This is a genomic window from Mesorhizobium sp. M1406, from assembly GCF_040317555.1.
GTDB lineage: Bacteria > Pseudomonadota > Alphaproteobacteria > Rhizobiales > Rhizobiaceae > Mesorhizobium.
The window spans coordinates 180,350-194,341 of record NZ_JAMYKW010000003.1; the positions used below are offsets into that span (position 1 = coordinate 180,350).

The 13,992-nt window shown below is 62.9% G+C and carries 16 protein-coding genes; 4 read left to right on the forward strand and 12 right to left on the reverse strand.

Annotated elements, in window-relative coordinates; translation table 11 throughout:
- Positions 1 to 343: 343 nt before the first annotated feature.
- Positions 344 to 1,135, reverse strand: coding sequence for an ABC transporter ATP-binding protein (locus tag NKH03_RS04880; RefSeq protein WP_352865454.1), 792 nt, complete (start codon positions 1,133 to 1,135; stop codon positions 344 to 346).
- A gap of 130 nt (positions 1,136 to 1,265) precedes the next feature.
- Between NKH03_RS04880 and NKH03_RS04885 the strand changes: the two genes are divergently transcribed.
- Complete coding sequence (locus NKH03_RS04885) at positions 1,266 to 1,670, forward strand: cupin domain-containing protein (RefSeq protein ID WP_183450844.1); 405 nt, start codon at positions 1,266 to 1,268, stop codon at positions 1,668 to 1,670.
- Between the two features lie 29 nt (positions 1,671 to 1,699).
- Here the strand turns inward: NKH03_RS04885 and NKH03_RS04890 are convergent, their stop codons facing one another.
- The 7 genes from NKH03_RS04890 to aptA all read right to left on the reverse strand — a co-directional run bounded on the left by NKH03_RS04890 (position 1,700) and on the right by aptA (position 7,671).
- Complete coding sequence (locus NKH03_RS04890) at positions 1,700 to 2,077, reverse strand: hypothetical protein (RefSeq protein WP_352865458.1); 378 nt, start codon at positions 2,075 to 2,077, stop codon at positions 1,700 to 1,702.
- 16 nt (positions 2,078 to 2,093) lie between these two features.
- The gene (locus tag NKH03_RS04895) at positions 2,094 to 2,465 is read right to left on the reverse strand and encodes a hypothetical protein (protein ID WP_352967376.1); all 372 of its coding nucleotides are present in this window, start codon (positions 2,463 to 2,465) and stop codon (positions 2,094 to 2,096) included.
- A 2-nt stretch (positions 2,466 to 2,467) separates the two neighbouring features.
- Positions 2,468 to 3,919, reverse strand: coding sequence for a dihydropyrimidinase (hydA, locus tag NKH03_RS04900; protein ID WP_352967377.1), 1,452 nt, complete (start codon positions 3,917 to 3,919; stop codon positions 2,468 to 2,470).
- Positions 3,920 to 4,003: 84 nt separating this feature from the next.
- Positions 4,004 to 4,369, reverse strand: a complete 366-nt coding sequence (locus NKH03_RS04905; RefSeq protein ID WP_352967379.1) for an endonuclease domain-containing protein — start codon at positions 4,367 to 4,369, stop codon at positions 4,004 to 4,006.
- Positions 4,370 to 4,529: 160 nt separating this feature from the next.
- A complete protein-coding gene (locus NKH03_RS04910) occupies positions 4,530 to 5,780 on the reverse strand; it encodes a Zn-dependent hydrolase (protein WP_352967381.1) in 1,251 nt (416 codons plus the stop codon).
- Positions 5,781 to 5,783: 3 nt separating this feature from the next.
- Positions 5,784 to 6,230, reverse strand: coding sequence for an endonuclease domain-containing protein (locus NKH03_RS04915; protein ID WP_352967383.1), 447 nt, complete (start codon positions 6,228 to 6,230; stop codon positions 5,784 to 5,786).
- 112 nt (positions 6,231 to 6,342) lie between these two features.
- On the reverse strand, positions 6,343 to 7,671 hold the full coding sequence (aptA, locus tag NKH03_RS04920) for an omega-aminotransferase AptA (RefSeq protein WP_023756951.1): 1,329 nt from the start codon (positions 7,669 to 7,671) through the stop codon (positions 6,343 to 6,345).
- 227 nt (positions 7,672 to 7,898) lie between these two features.
- Between aptA and NKH03_RS04925 the strand changes: the two genes are divergently transcribed.
- Positions 7,899 to 8,534: a TetR family transcriptional regulator C-terminal domain-containing protein gene (locus NKH03_RS04925; protein ID WP_352882019.1), complete on the forward strand. Its 636-nt coding sequence runs from the start codon at positions 7,899 to 7,901 to the stop codon at positions 8,532 to 8,534.
- A gap of 4 nt (positions 8,535 to 8,538) precedes the next feature.
- Here NKH03_RS04925 and NKH03_RS04930 read toward each other — a convergent pair whose 3' ends face one another.
- The gene (locus NKH03_RS04930; protein ID WP_352967384.1) at positions 8,539 to 9,426 is read right to left on the reverse strand and encodes a helix-turn-helix transcriptional regulator; all 888 of its coding nucleotides are present in this window, start codon (positions 9,424 to 9,426) and stop codon (positions 8,539 to 8,541) included.
- A 103-nt stretch (positions 9,427 to 9,529) separates the two neighbouring features.
- Here NKH03_RS04930 and NKH03_RS04935 point away from each other — a divergent pair, with 103 nt between their 5' ends.
- Both NKH03_RS04935 and NKH03_RS04940 read left to right on the forward strand, forming a co-directional pair.
- Positions 9,530 to 10,375: an SDR family oxidoreductase gene (locus NKH03_RS04935; protein ID WP_352967385.1), complete on the forward strand. Its 846-nt coding sequence runs from the start codon at positions 9,530 to 9,532 to the stop codon at positions 10,373 to 10,375.
- A complete protein-coding gene (locus tag NKH03_RS04940; RefSeq protein WP_352967387.1) occupies positions 10,372 to 11,094 on the forward strand; it encodes an SDR family oxidoreductase in 723 nt (240 codons plus the stop codon). The genes NKH03_RS04935 and NKH03_RS04940 overlap by 4 nt, the downstream gene beginning before the upstream one ends.
- Positions 11,095 to 11,124: 30 nt before the next feature.
- Here NKH03_RS04940 and NKH03_RS04945 read toward each other — a convergent pair whose 3' ends face one another.
- From NKH03_RS04945 to NKH03_RS04955, 3 genes are read right to left on the reverse strand one after another with little or no spacing between them, the layout of a single operon-like run.
- The gene (locus NKH03_RS04945) at positions 11,125 to 11,385 is read right to left on the reverse strand and encodes a hypothetical protein (protein WP_352865483.1); all 261 of its coding nucleotides are present in this window, start codon (positions 11,383 to 11,385) and stop codon (positions 11,125 to 11,127) included.
- A gap of 58 nt (positions 11,386 to 11,443) precedes the next feature.
- Positions 11,444 to 12,208, reverse strand: coding sequence for a trehalose-phosphatase (gene otsB / locus NKH03_RS04950; protein ID WP_352865486.1), 765 nt, complete (start codon positions 12,206 to 12,208; stop codon positions 11,444 to 11,446).
- The gene (locus NKH03_RS04955) at positions 12,205 to 13,983 is read right to left on the reverse strand and encodes an alpha,alpha-trehalose-phosphate synthase (UDP-forming) (protein WP_352882010.1); all 1,779 of its coding nucleotides are present in this window, start codon (positions 13,981 to 13,983) and stop codon (positions 12,205 to 12,207) included. The genes otsB and NKH03_RS04955 overlap by 4 nt, the downstream gene beginning before the upstream one ends.
- Positions 13,984 to 13,992 lie beyond the last annotated feature (9 nt).

Consider the following 13,992-nt stretch of genomic DNA (forward strand, 5'->3'; position numbering starts at 1 on the left):
CATCCTAGGGCGGAGCAGCCGCAAAGGGGTGTGCGTAGCGGGAACGGCCAACCACGCCTTCGTCATCCTAGGGCGAAGCAAGGAGCGAAGCGACGCGGCGCAGCCCCTAGGATCCATGCCGTTACCTACCCGCTCCGCAGCGGCGCGGAACATGGCTCCCTGTCCCTCGCCCTGCTTTTCGGCCAGCGTCACGGCATGGATCCTAGGGTCTGCGCTCGCCGCTTCGCGTCGGCTCCGCCCTAGGATGACGAAGGCGCGGGTGGCCACCCCCTCACCCGACCTCCGCTTCGCTCCGGCCACCCTCTCCCCGCTGGGGAGAGGAGGAACCTCGTCCGGCATCCCCTCAATCATCATAACTATGCCCTGCCCGCAGCCCGTCGCGCACCCGCGCTGCGATCGCCAGAAATTCCGGCGTCTCGCGGATGTCGAGCGGCCGTTCTTTCGGCAGCGTCGATTCGATCACATCGCTGACGCGGCCTGGGCGCGGCGACATGACGACGATGCGCGTCGACAGATAAACGGCTTCGGGAATGGAATGGGTGACGAAGCAGATGGTCTTGTTGGTCCGTCCCCACAGTTCCAGCAATTGCTCATTGAGGTGGTCGCGCACGATCTCGTCCAGCGCGCCGAACGGCTCGTCCATCAGCAGAAGGTCGGCATCGAAGGCCAGCGCGCGTGCGATCGAGGCGCGCTGCTGCATACCGCCCGACAATTGCCAGGGATACTTCTTTTCGAACCCCAAGAGGTTGACGAGGTCGAGCGTGCGCTTGATGCGCTGCGCCTGTTCCGCCTTGGACAGGCCCATGATCTCCAGCGGCAGCCCGACATTGCGCTCGATGGTGCGCCAGGCAAACAACGCCGCTGCCTGGAAGACATAGCCATAAGCGCGTTTCTCGCGTGCCTGTTCGGGCGTCATGCCATTGACCGAAATCGTCCCCGAGGTCGGCTTCTCCAGATCGGCGATGACACGCAACAGCGTGGTCTTGCCGCAGCCCGAAGGCCCGATGAAGGAGACGAACTCCCCCTTGCCGATGGTGAGATCGACATTGGACAGCGCCTGCACCGGCCCGTCATTGGTCTGGAAGGTCAGTCCGAGTTTGCTTGCCGCGACGACGGCTGGCGAAGTCCCTGTCATCGGCTGCCGCCCGCCTGGTCCGGTCCCTGCGGCGCCGGCTGGAATTCGATTGCTTTTATCGCGACGTTGTTTTCCACTCGCCCTGTCCCATTGGTCTTGTCCCCACTCAATCGACGCCCGGAGTTTCCCGATGTCGCCCAAACCCACTTGTCATCTTATCCGCCCTGAAAGCACTTATGAAGGCAAGCAGGGATTGACCTATTTCGCCGGCATCGCCGCTGAAACCGTCGGTGCCTCGGGCATCTGCATGCATCTGCTCACCCTCCCACCCGGCGCCCGCGCCAAGGCGCACATGCATGAGAGCCATGAAACGGCGATCTATGTCCTCTCCGGCGAAGTCCATACGTGGTATGGCGACCGGCTCGAGCACCATATCGTCGTCAAGGCTGGCGACCTTTTCTACATTCCCGCCGGCGTGCCACATCTGCCGGCCAATCTGAGCGGTGCCCCGTCTTCGGCCGTCATTGCTCGCACCGATCCCAACGAACAGGAAAGCGTCGTGCTGTTGCCGGAACTGGATGCGCTGGTCGCCTGAAACCGACGGCGCCGATGCGAACTTGCGCGTCATCGGCACCGGGACACTTCCCCGTACACAGTGCCATCCTCATCCGCGATCACCAGCTTCTTGGCGTTCTTGGGACTGCGCTTGATGGTGAACTGTATCGGCGACTGACCATCCTCGCCTTCTGCCTCGCACATTGACTTCACCACCAGCGAACCGTCAGCCTGCGTCTTCTTATCGGTAAAGGTGCAGGCGCTGGTCGCGGTGATGAATTCCGTATCGTTCAGCAGCAGCATGTCTTCCGCATAGACTTCCTGGCCGTTCTTGTTGATGCAGCCGGACTTGTTGCCATAGGGCTTGGACAGATCGATGCCCGCCGCCGAGGCTTGCCCCGCGGCCAGCACGAGAACCATCGCAACAGACAGACCAAAACCACGCATGCTCACCCCCAAAACGTCACGAACATGATTGCAGCGGCCCCATTTCCTCAAGGCCGGGGATGGTGACGAAGAAACCATCCTTCCCCTTGTTGGTGACCACGACTGTTTCGATCGTCGTCCCCGCTTCGCCCTCGGCGGAGCAGGTCGAACTGAGCGATTGCGTGCCCAGCACCGGCGTCAGTTGCCGCGCGAACCGGCAGCCGCTGCCATAGGTCTCGATGCCTTCGGCGGTCAGCACGATATAAGCATCGCTGTCCTGATAACCGGCCTTGACGCCGGCACAGCCGACATCATCGCCCCAGGAGCCGGCCAGCACGCCGCCTGCTGCCGCCGGGCCAGCGGCAATTGCCGCCAAGACCAACGAAATGAGCGCAGCCGAACGCGCCAAGCTCAAACCCCGGTCGCCGGGATGCCGGTGCGTTCGACCTTGCGCGGCGCGGAAATTTCCTTCCACGTCGACAGCGCCCGGTTGACCGCCGCATTCGGCTCGCGAGCGACGAACTCGCCATGGCCAGGCTTGGCCTTGACCTCGGCCTCCTGGATCGACAGTTCGCCACGCGAAAACACGAAGCGCGGCAGGCCGGTCACCTCGAACCCCTCGAAGACATTGTAGTCGATCACCGACTGCTGTCTCTTCGAGGTGATGGTTTTCGTGCGTTTCGGATCCCAGACGACGATGTCGGCGTCGGCGCCTTCGACGATTGCGCCCTTTTTCGGATACATGTTGAGGATCTTGGCGATGTTGGTCGAGGTCACCGCGACGAACTCGTTCATCGTCAGCCGGCCGGTGTTGACACCGGTGGTCCACAGCACCGGCATGCGGTCTTCAAGCCCGCCGGTGCCGTTCGGGATCTTGGTGAAATCGCCGACGCCGTTGCGCTTCTGCTTGGTGGTGAAGGCGCAATGGTCGGTCGCCACCACCTGCAGCGATCCGGCCTGCAGGCCGGCCCACAGCGAATCCTGATGCAGTTTGTTGCGGAAGGGCGGGCTCATCACGCGGCGCGCCGCATGGTCCCAGTCCTTGTCGAAATACTCGCTCTCGTCCAGCGTCAGATGCTGGATCAGCGGCTCGCCGAACACGCGCATGCCCTTCTGGCGCGCCCGGCGGATGGCCTCATGCGCCTGCTCGCAGGAGACATGCACGACATAGAGCGGCACGCCGGCCATGTCGGCGATCATGATCGCGCGGTTGGTCGCTTCGCCTTCGACTTCCGGCGGCCGCGAATAGGCATGGCCCTCGGGACCGTTGTTGCCTGCGGCGAGCAGCTTCTGCGAGAGTGCCGCAACCACGTCGCCATTCTCGGCATGCACCAGCGGCAGCGCGCCAAGGTCGGCGCAGCGCTGGAACGACGCATACATCTCATCGTCGTCGACCATCAGCGCGCCCTTGTAGGCCATGAAGTGCTTGAACGAGGTGATGCCCCTGTCGACGACATCAGCCATTTCGTCGAACACTTGCTTGCCCCACCAGGTGATCGCCATGTGGAAGGAGTAGTCGCAGGACGCCTTGGAGGTCTTGTTGTCCCACATCTGCAAGGCTTCGAGCAGCGACTGCTTCGGCGCCGGCAGGCAGAAATCGACCACCATGGTGGTGCCGCCGGCCAAGGCGGCGCGCGTGCCGGATTCGAAATCATCGGCCGAATAGGTGCCCATGAACGGCATTTCGAGATGCGTGTGCGGGTCGATGCCGCCCGGCATGACGTAGCAGCCGGTGGCATCGAACTCGTGGTCGCCATGCAGGTCCGAGCCGATGGCGACGATCTTGCCGTGGCTGAACAGCACATCGGCCTTCCACGTGCGGTCGGCGGTGACGACGGTGCCGTTCTTGATGACTTTGGTCATTTTTCTTGTTCCCTTGTTCTCATCGCGCTTCTTTGCGAGCGTCTTGGCAGTATTTCAGATCGGTTCAGGGCTGAAGCCCGGCCTCTACATGACTCCAACTTCCCTCAATATCTCCTCGATGCAACCATCGAAAGAGTTCGCCAGATCTCCGGTCGAAAGCCGCAACACACGATAGCCCAGTCGGAAAAACCATGCGTCGCGTATCCGATCCTTCTCCATCTGCTCCGGTGTGAAGTGATGCTCTCCATCCACTTCGATAACGAGGTTCTTCCCATGCAGAACAAAGTCAGCAACGTAAGGGCCGATGGGTGCGTGCTTTCTGGCGTGTAAACCGTATAGGCGACGGAACTCCTTCAACTCGGACCAGAGCTTACGCTCGCCTTCCGTCATGTTCCGACGCAAAACCCTGGCTCGTTTGATAACAGCAGGATCAATTCCGGTCGGTGCCAAGAGTACCCCCACCCTCAATCCCTCCCCACAACGGGGAGGGAGGCTTGGCGTCGCGCTGTCACAGCTGAACCCTTCAAAACTTTCGCCATAGGCGCCGGCACTACTGATCCCCCTCCCCCTTGTGGGGAGGGGTTAGGGGTGGGGGTACAGCGCCGACAGTTCACCCGACGATCTCCGCCGTCTCCACCACTGCGTGGAACAAAACGTCGGCGCCGGCGCTGGCCCATTGCTTGGTGATCTCCTCGGCCTCGTTGTGGCTGAGGCCGTCGACGCAGGGGCACATCACCATTGCGGTCGGAGCGACGCGGTTGATCCAGCAGGCGTCATGGCCGGCGCCGGAAACGATGTTGCGGTGGGAATAGCCGAGGCGTTCGGCGGCATCCCGGATCGCCTTGACGCAGCCGGCATCGAAGGTGACCGGATCGAAATGGCCGACCTGCTCGATTTTGTACTGGATGTCCAACGCCTCGCAGATCGTGTCGATGCCTTCGCGGATGCGGCCGTCCATGGCGTCCAGCACTTCCTTCTCCGGCGAACGGATGTCGATGGTGAAGACGGTGCGTCCGGCGATGATGTTGCGCGAATTGGGGTAGACCTCCATGTGGCCGACGGCGCCGACGGCATCCGGCTGGTAGTCCATGGCGATCTCGTGCACCAGCTCGATCACGCGAGCCATGCCGAGCCCGGCATTGCGGCGCTTCGGCATTGGTGTCGAGCCGGTATGCGCCTCCTTGCCGGTCAGCGTCACCTGCAGCCATTTCAGGCCCTGGCCGTGGGTGACGACACCGATGTCGATGCCCTCGTCCTCGAGGATCGGTCCTTGCTCGATATGCAGTTCGAAGAAGGCGTGGATCTTGCGGTCACCGACCTTCTCGGTGCCCTTCCAGCCGATGCGTTCGAGTTCCTCGCCGAATTTTTTCCCCTGCTTGTCGGTGTGCTCGTAGACATCGGCCTGATCGAGCACGCCAGCGAACACGCCGGACGCCATCATCGCCGGCGCGAAGCGCGCGCCCTCCTCGTTCGTCCAGTTGGTGACGACGATCGGGTGTTTGGTCTTGATGCCGAGATCATTGAGCGAGCGCACCACTTCAAGCCCGCCGAGCACGCCAAGCACGCCGTCATACTTGCCGCCGGTCGGCTGCGTATCGAGATGGCTGCCGACATAGACCGGCGGCAGGCTCGGATCGGTGCCTTCTCGGCGGGCAAACATCGTGCCCATTTCGTCGACACCCATTTCGAGCCCGGCCGCATCGCACCAGCGCTTGAACAGATGCCGGCCCTCGCCATCCTCGTCGGTCACGGTCTGGCGATTGTTGCCGCCGGCAATGCCGGGACCGATCTTCGCCATTTCCATGATGGAATCCCACAAACGGTCTGAATTGATTCGCAGATTCTCGCCGGGTGCGGCCATGCTTTAAAACCTCATCGATTGTGCAGCGCCTGCGTCCCCCTCCCCCTCGAGGGGAGGGTGGCCGCGAAGCGGTCGGGTGGGGTCGCCGAACATGCGCGCGACCTTTTCCTTGACCACCCGCGCGACGTGCCACGCGCTGTTTATGACATCGGGCTCGTCAACGCGAAAGACATCGAACCCGAGTGAGCGCAGATAGGCGTCACGAACGGCATCGTGCCGTTTACCCTTCTCGTGTTCGTGCGGATCACCGTCGATCTCAACGATCAACTTCACCGCGAGGCAAGCGAAATCGACGATATAGGGCCCGATCGGGCACTGGCGGCGAAACTTGATGCCGGCTGATTTCAGCTCCCGCAGTTCATACCCCAGCAGGGATTCGCCCTTGGTCGCGTGAACTCGAAGCGCGCGCGCCTTCTGGCGCATTTCGAAACTCACGCGGGTACGGGGCATCAGGAGCGACCTCGCAGCAAAAGATCAGGTCGGCGCACTGCCGCACCGACCCCACCCGACCGCTTCGCGGCCACCCTCCCCTCGAGGGGGATGGATATCCGCGTCCAGTTCTTCAATCGATCGCCCTCAGCACTTCGCGCACATGGTCGATCAATTCGTTGATCTGGCCCTTGGTGATGATCAGCGGCGGCGACAGCGCGATGATGTCGCCGGTGGTGCGGATCAGCGCGCCGCGCTCGAACGCCTTGACGAAGGCCGAGAAGGCCCGCTTGGTCGGCTGGCCGGCGATCGGCGCAAGCTCGATCGCACCGATCAGGCCGATGTTTCTGATGTCGATGACGTTCGGCTCGCCCTTCAGCGAATGCAGTGCGTCTTCCCAGTACGGCGCCAGTTCCTCGCCGCGGGTGAGCAGGCCCTCTTCCTTGTAGGTGTCGAGCGTGCCCAGAGCGGCCGCGCAGGCGATCGGATTGCCCGAATAGGTGTAGCCGTGGAAGAACTCGATCATGTGCTCGGGGCCGGTCATGAAGGCGTCGTGGATTTCCTTCTTCACGAACACCGCTCCCATAGGGATGACGCCGTTGGAGACGCCCTTGGCTGTGGTCATGATGTCAGGCGTGACGCCGAAATAATCGGCGGCGAACGGCGTGCCGAGACGACCGAAACCGGTGATGACCTCGTCGAAGATCAACAGAATGCCGTGCTTGGTGCAGATTTCGCGCAGCTTCTGCAGATAGCCCTTCGGCGGCAGGATGACGCCGGTGGAGCCGGCGACCGGCTCGACGATGACGGCGGCGATGGTCGAGGCGTCATGCAGCGCGACGATGCGCTCCAGCTCGTTGGCGAGTTCCGCGCCATGCTCCGGCACGCCCTTGGTGAAGGCGTTCTTTTCCGGCAGATGCGTGTGCGGCATATGGTCGACGCCGCCGAGCAGCGTGCCGAACATCTTGCGGTTGGTGACGATGCCGCCGACCGAGATGCCGCCGAAATTGACGCCGTGATAGCCGCGCTCGCGGCCGATCAGCCGGGTGCGCGATCCCTCGCCCCTGGCGCGGTGATAGGCAATCGCCATCTTGAGCGCGGTTTCGACCGATTCCGAACCGGAATTGGTGAAGAAGACATGATCCATGCCTTTGGGCGCGAGGTCGACCAGGCGGTTGGCCAGTTCGAAGACGATCGGATGGCCCATCTGGAAGGCGGGCGCATAGTCGAGTTCGGCGGCCTGGTGCTGGATCGCCTCGGTGATCTTCGGCCGGCAATGGCCGGCATTCACGCACCAGAGACCAGCGGTACCGTCGAGAACCTTGCGGCCGTCGCTGGTTGTGTAATGCATGTCCTTTGCGGACACCATCATGCGCGGCGCCTGCTTGAACTGCCGGTTTGCCGTGAACGGCATCCAGAATGCGCTGAGATCGTTCGGCGTGACTTTCAGCCGGTTGGACATGACCAAGACTTCCCCTTGTAACCTGTTTCGGTGCGCCCAACGCTTGGTCTTTGCCGCGTTTTCATGCTACGCAAATTTTTGACCGATTGGACAAACGTTAGCACCGCCCTGTCGGCGGTCAAGGGATTACTAGCGGAAATGCGGCACCTGAAGTGCGTTCCACAGGCTAGGGAAAAACTGGTCCAGAGAATTGGTCCAGATGACCCTCAACACGAGGGCTTGCAACGGTGACCACCGGAACGGACACGCCTCGCCGGACCCGCATCCAGCAGGAAAAGCGGGAACTCATCCTGGAGGCGGCGCTCGAGGTGTTCTCCACCAACGGTTTTCGTGGGTCGACCATCGACCAGATCGCCGAAGCCGCCGGCATGTCGAAGCCGAACCTGCTCTACTATTTCCGCCGCAAGGAAGACATCCACGAGACGCTGATGCAGCGCCTGCTCGACACTTGGCTGGCGCCGCTGCGCGAACTCGACGACATTGGCGATCCCTTGACCGAATTGCGCAGCTACATCAGGCGCAAGCTGGAGATGGCGCGCGATTTCCCGCGCGAGAGCCGGCTGTTCGCCAACGAAATCCTGCAAGGCGCACCGCGCATCATGCCGCTCTTGACCGGGGAGTTGAAAACGCTGGTCGACGAGAAGGCCGTCGTCATCAAGGGCTGGATGCGCGCCGGCAAGATCGCCCGAACCGACCCCTGGCACCTGATCTTCTCGATCTGGGCGACGACGCAGCACTATGCTGATTTCGATGTCCAGGTCCGCGCCGTGCTCGGGCCGAACCGTGGCGGCGACGGTCGCTTCGAGGACGCTGCAAGGTTCCTGGAGCAATTATTCCTCGACGGGCTGAAGCCGAAAAGCTGACGCTTCAGGCGCTGCGCCGCTCGGCCGGCAGCGCGTCCAGCAATGTCTGCAGCTTGGCGACGGAGTTCTGCTCGGCAAGCGGCGTGTAGACGATCAGCTTCATATCGGAGCCGTCACCGATCGACAGGCTCATATGCTCGAATGTCATCGCGCCCGCGCTCGGGTGCCGGACATGCTTCACTCCCGACAGCCGGTGCGCGACGTCGCGCTGCGGCCACCAGGCGCGAAACTCGGGACTCGAGCGCGTCATCAACTCGATCAGCCGCTCAAAATCCGGATCGCCGACATACCGGGCGCTCGCCGCCCGGAACGACGCCAGCACGGTGCGCGCCAATTCCTCCCAATCGACCAGCAGGCGCCGGTGGTGCGGATTGGTGAACACCATGTGGACGATGTTGCGGGCGTCACCCTCCAGCAGGCCATAATCACCGAACACCGCGACGGCCGCCGGGTTCCAGGCCAGCACGTCCCAGCGTCGCCCGACCACATAGGCCGGCTGCAGAACCAGGCTTTGCAGCATATGCAGCAACGGGCCGTCGACCTTTTCCGGCGCCACGGCACGACGTTCCGGCTGCTGGCGGTCGGCCAGGATGAACAAATGCTGTTTTTCGGCGGCGTCGAGGCGCAACGCCTCGGCGAGCGCGGTCAGCACCTCGACCGAGGGCCGGACCTCCCGCCCCTGCTCCAGCCACGTGTACCAGGTCGTGCCGACGCCGGCGATCATCGCCACCTCCTCACGGCGCAGCCCGGGCGTGCGCCGCCTCAGGCCGGTGGCGATGCCTATGGCCGAGGGCGTCAGCCTTTCGCGGCGCGAGCGCAGGAAAGCGCCGAGCTCGCGCCGGCGGCTGTCTTCAGCGGAGTGTGTGGGGGCCGGCTGGGGTTGGGACTCCATGCGCTTATTATAGCAGTATTGATACCAGGATAAAGTTTGAACTGTTTGGCTCGCGCCAACTGTCCCATCTTCCACCCAGAGCAACAGAACGGAGGCTCTGAACATGGACCTGAAAGACAAGACAATCCTCATCACCGGCTCGACCGACGGAGTTGGCCGCGTCGTCGCGCAACGGCTCGGCGCCGCGGGTGCCCGTGTCCTTGTACACGGCCGCGATGCAACGCGCGGCAAGGCTGTTGTCACTGAGATCGAAGCCGCCGGCGGCAGGGCCGAGCTTGTGGTCGCCGACCTCTCTTCTCTGGCCGAGGTTCGCCGCCTCGCCGAGGCGGTGCGTGCCAGGACGGACCGGCTCGAGATCCTCATCAACAACGCCGGCATCGGAACGGCGGGCCAAGGCGCCAAACGCCAAGTCAGCGCTGATGGCTACGAACTGCGCTTCGCAGTCAATTATCTCGCCGGTTTCCTGCTGACATCGGAGCTTCTGCCGTTGCTGAAGGCCAGTGCTCCGGCGCGCATTGTCAATGTCGCCTCGGCGGGGCAGCAGGCGATCGATTTTAGCGATGTCATGCTGACCCGCAGTTACGACGGCGTGCGCGCCTACTGCCAAAGCAAGCTGGCGCAGATCCTGTTCACTGTCGACCTCGCGGAACAGCTGAAGGGTGCCGGCGTCACCGTCAACGCACTGCATCCGGCGAGCTACATGAACACCACCATGGTCCGGCAGGCCGGCGTGACACCATGGAGCTCGGTCGAAACCGGCGCCGACGCCATCCTCAACCTCGCGACATCACCCGCGCTCGACGGGAAAAGCGGCCTCTATTTCGACGGCCTGCGGGAATCCCGCGCTGATGACCAAGCCTACGACGCCAGGGCGAGACAACAGTTGCGAAGTTTGAGCCAGGACCTCGTCGGCCTGGCTTCCCCCACATCGAAGGAACAGCGTTCATGACCACGACAATCCAACACACCGTCGTCGTCGGCGGCTCGTCCGGCATCGGCCTGGCGACGGCACGAAAACTGCTTGGTCCCGGGATGAAGGTGACCATCACCGGGCGCAACGAGGAGAAGCTGAAGAACGCATGGAAAAGCCTTGGCGGCGCTGCCGACAAGGCCGCTTTCGATGCCGCGAAGCCGGACGAGGCCAGCGGGTTCTTCGAGCGCCTCGGCCCTTTCGACCATCTGGTGCTGGCCGCCAGCGGCGGCAAGGGCCTTGGCCCCTTCCCGACGCTTGACCTGAGCGACATCGGCAGCGGCGTCGACGAGAAAGTCCGCCCGCAGCTGTCCTGCCTGCAGGCCGCCTTGCCAACCTTGAACAGAAGCGGATCGGTGACCTTCATCTCGGCTGTATCGGCCCAACTCGCAACTCCCGGCGTCTCCGGCATCGCCGCCATCAACGGCATGCTGTTGACCGTGGTGCCGATCCTGGCGGTGGAACTGAAGCCACTGCGCGTCAATGTCGTGGCGCCCGGCGTCATCGACACGCCCTGGTGGGATTTCCTGGCCGAGGAGCAGAGGCAGGCGCTGTTTGCCGATTATGCCGGCAAGACGCCGGTCGGCCGCGTCGGCCGCGCCGAGGACGTCGCCGACGCAATCGCGTTTCTCGTCTCCAACGGCTTCATGACCGGCCAGGTCCTGACTTGCGACGGCGGCCTGCGATTTGCGGCGTAGCGATCGTCCGCCGCGGAAATGCTTTCACCCTCAATTGGACTTCGTTGGACCGCGCTGCATGTTTTTCTCGCCCATGGAGCTGTCGCCGGCCGGTCTTGCGGCATCTGAAGCGGGCTTATCCGGAACATAGGAATAGTCAGGCGTGTCGGCTCCATACATCTTGTTGTCGATCGCCTCCTGCCAGCTGTAGTCCGCGTCGGACGGTGAAATGTTGGCGGACCCATGGCGGGAGGAGCGGGAATGAAGCCAACTCGGTGTGATCTCTCGAACCAGTTGTGCAAAGCGTCCCATCGAACCGTTCCTTTCCTTACCCTTTCCAGATGCACGATCGCGGATGCGTCGGCTGGACCTAAAGTTGGCCTCTCAGCCAGGCGAGCGTCTCGGCAACGCCGGCAAGCCCGTACCGCGCGGCGGTATGCGCTGGTGGCTTCACCCGTATCGATATTCCGCCGGCATCATTGATGGCTTCGAAGCCGTTTTCGTCCGAGGTGTCGTCGCCCAGGAAGACCGGGCGGCGGCCTCTGAATGGCGCGATATCCATGAAGCGCCGGATCGCGGCGCCCTTGGCTGCCTCGAGCGGTAGCAACTCCACACCGGCATTGCCGGCAACCACCCGATAGCCCTTTGGCAGGACGGCCAGCGCTTGCTCGACAAGCTGCGTGGCGCGGGGAAGCAGGTGCGGGGCGGCGCGCGTGTGGATGGCCAGCACCCGGCCCTTGCGCTCGATATAGACCTTCCCGCGACCGAACTCGGCCTCGATCTCGTCGGCAAGGGCGGCAATATCCGCCGGCTCGTCCGCGATTTCGACATCGTCGTCCGGCAGGAGCCTGTGTTCCAGGCCATAAAGCCCGGCCGCGCGCAACTTCAAAGGCTGAAACAGATGGTCCACGGCCGCAACGGAGCGGCCGGTGATGAAGGCCAATGCCCCGTCCAACTTGTGATCCAGGCCTTGCAGCAAAGAGCGAAGCTCGGCGCTGACCGAAACGGCGTCCGGATGTTCGGCATGCTCCAGCAGGGTGCCATCGATGTCGAGGAACAGCGCCCACTCGCCGGTCAGCAAGGGCTGCGGCTTTTGCAGGGTCTCGCTCGCAGCCTTTTGCAGGATATCGCTCATGATAGTGCCACCCGTTTGCGCTCGAACATGGGAACGACATTGTCGATACCTTGCGGACGGTCGCCAACACCGGTCACCCGGTCGAGATCACCGCGCTTGCGCAAGCGCGCCGCGTCCAGAAGCATGCTGCCGGCCCAGCGATAGACGTTGTTGTTGCGGATGGTCTCGCGCATGGGCCGCATACGTTCGCGCTGTTCTTCTGAAGTCATGGTCAGCGCCTGCAGCAGCGCTTCGCTCATCATGGCGGCGTCGTAGGGATTGACGATCAGCGCCTCCAGCAATTCGCGCGAAGCACCGGCGAATGTGCTGAGCATCAAAACGCCCTGTTCGTCGTCTCGCGCCGCGACGAATTCCTTTGCGACCAGGTTCATGCCGTCATGCAGGCTTGTGACCATGCATATGTCGGCGGCCCGGTAGATTTCGTAGACCTGTTCCTGAGAGTGATGTTGGGCCACCATGATCACCGGTCTGTAGCCCTCGCTGCCATAACGCTGGTTGAGTTCTTCGGCATAACGGTGGCATTCGTCATGGAGCAGCCTGTAGGCAGGGAGCGTGCCGCGGCTGGGCGCCGCGACCTGCAGGAAAACCAGTTTTCCGATCCATTCAGGGTATCGCTTGAACAATTCGTCCAGCGCGTGAAACCGATCGAGAATGCCCTTGGTGTAGTCGAGACGCTCGACCCCGACGGCCAGCTTCACATCCGCTTTCAGTCCGAACCTGTTCCGCAGGCGGGCGCGGCAGTCATCGACATCAGGCAATCTTGCCAGAAGATCCGCCGGCCATTCTATCGAGATGGGATAGGCGTGCACCAGCGTCGTCTGCCCACCATAGGAGATGGCTGCATCCGCCCGTTCGATGCGGCTTTCCAGGAAGCGATCGACGCTTTCGGTGAAATTGTTGGCGTGGAACTGGGTGTGGAAACCGATGATCGAGCTGCCGAGCAGTCCCTCAAGGATGCGCTCACGCCACGGGCAGATGCTGTACACCTCCGAGTTCGGCCATGGGATATGCCAGAAGGTGATGACGATCGCCTCGGGCAGGCGCTCGCGGATCATCCGCGGCAGCAGCGCGAAGTGATAATCCTGGACCAGCACGATCGGCCGCTCGTTGCGCGCTTCGGCGACTATCGTGTCGGCGAACTTCCGGTTGACGGCTTCATAGGCTTCCCAGTCCGAGGCGCGAAAAATCGGCCGGGTGAAGGCGATGTGGCAAAGCGGCCAGAGCCCCTCATTGGCGAAGCCGAGATAGTAGCTCTGATATTCTTCCTCCGTCAGCCAGACCCGGCGCAGCGTGTAGGACGGATTGCCCGGCGGCACCTGCACGCGATCGTTGTCGTCGACCATCATACGGTCTGCCGTTCCACCGCCATAGGCAATCCAGGTGCCGCCACAGGCGCGGGTAATCGGCTCGAGCGCAGACACCAGCCCGCTGGCCGGCACCAGCAATTCGACGCCATCATTATTGATGTTGTGGATATAGGGTTCGCGGTTGGACACCACGATAACCTGCGCCCCCGGCAGGTCGTCGGCCAGGATCTTGCGCAATGTTTCGGGCGACCATGTCACCAGCGCCGCGTCGGCCGATTGGCCATTCTTTTCGAACTCCCGTATCACCTTGCGCGCCGCTTCCGCGGCCACGTCCTCGCCGGCCGGATGTACGACCGCCGGAGGGTGACTGCGACGCTGCCGCGATATGGAGAAGAAAACGGCAAGAGCGGAAAGACCGAGGCTCGCAAGGATCAGAACCCAGAGCAGGTCCGCACCGTAATTTGTCATTGGAATATC

What these genes read in the sequence shown, in the direction of transcription:
- NKH03_RS04880 (WP_352865454.1), bottom strand. Translation starts at nt 1,135, where the DNA reads ATGACAGGGACTTCGCCAGCCGTCGTCGCGGCAAGCAAACTCGGACTG.
- NKH03_RS04885 (WP_183450844.1), top strand. Translation starts at nt 1,266, where the DNA reads ATGTCGCCCAAACCCACTTGTCATCTTATCCGCCCTGAAAGCACTTAT.
- NKH03_RS04890 (WP_352865458.1), bottom strand. Translation starts at nt 2,077, where the DNA reads ATGCGTGGTTTTGGTCTGTCTGTTGCGATGGTTCTCGTGCTGGCCGCG.
- hydA (WP_352967377.1), bottom strand. Translation starts at nt 3,919, where the DNA reads ATGACCAAAGTCATCAAGAACGGCACCGTCGTCACCGCCGACCGCACG.
- NKH03_RS04910 (WP_352967381.1), bottom strand. Translation starts at nt 5,780, where the DNA reads ATGGCCGCACCCGGCGAGAATCTGCGAATCAATTCAGACCGTTTGTGG.
- NKH03_RS04915 (WP_352967383.1), bottom strand. Translation starts at nt 6,230, where the DNA reads ATGCCCCGTACCCGCGTGAGTTTCGAAATGCGCCAGAAGGCGCGCGCG.
- aptA (WP_023756951.1), bottom strand. Translation starts at nt 7,671, where the DNA reads ATGTCCAACCGGCTGAAAGTCACGCCGAACGATCTCAGCGCATTCTGG.
- NKH03_RS04930 (WP_352967384.1), bottom strand. Translation starts at nt 9,426, where the DNA reads ATGGAGTCCCAACCCCAGCCGGCCCCCACACACTCCGCTGAAGACAGC.
- NKH03_RS04935 (WP_352967385.1), top strand. Translation starts at nt 9,530, where the DNA reads ATGGACCTGAAAGACAAGACAATCCTCATCACCGGCTCGACCGACGGA.
- NKH03_RS04940 (WP_352967387.1), top strand. Translation starts at nt 10,372, where the DNA reads ATGACCACGACAATCCAACACACCGTCGTCGTCGGCGGCTCGTCCGGC.
- NKH03_RS04945 (WP_352865483.1), bottom strand. Translation starts at nt 11,385, where the DNA reads ATGGGACGCTTTGCACAACTGGTTCGAGAGATCACACCGAGTTGGCTT.
- otsB (WP_352865486.1), bottom strand. Translation starts at nt 12,208, where the DNA reads ATGAGCGATATCCTGCAAAAGGCTGCGAGCGAGACCCTGCAAAAGCCG.
- NKH03_RS04955 (WP_352882010.1), bottom strand. Translation starts at nt 13,983, where the DNA reads ATGACAAATTACGGTGCGGACCTGCTCTGGGTTCTGATCCTTGCGAGC.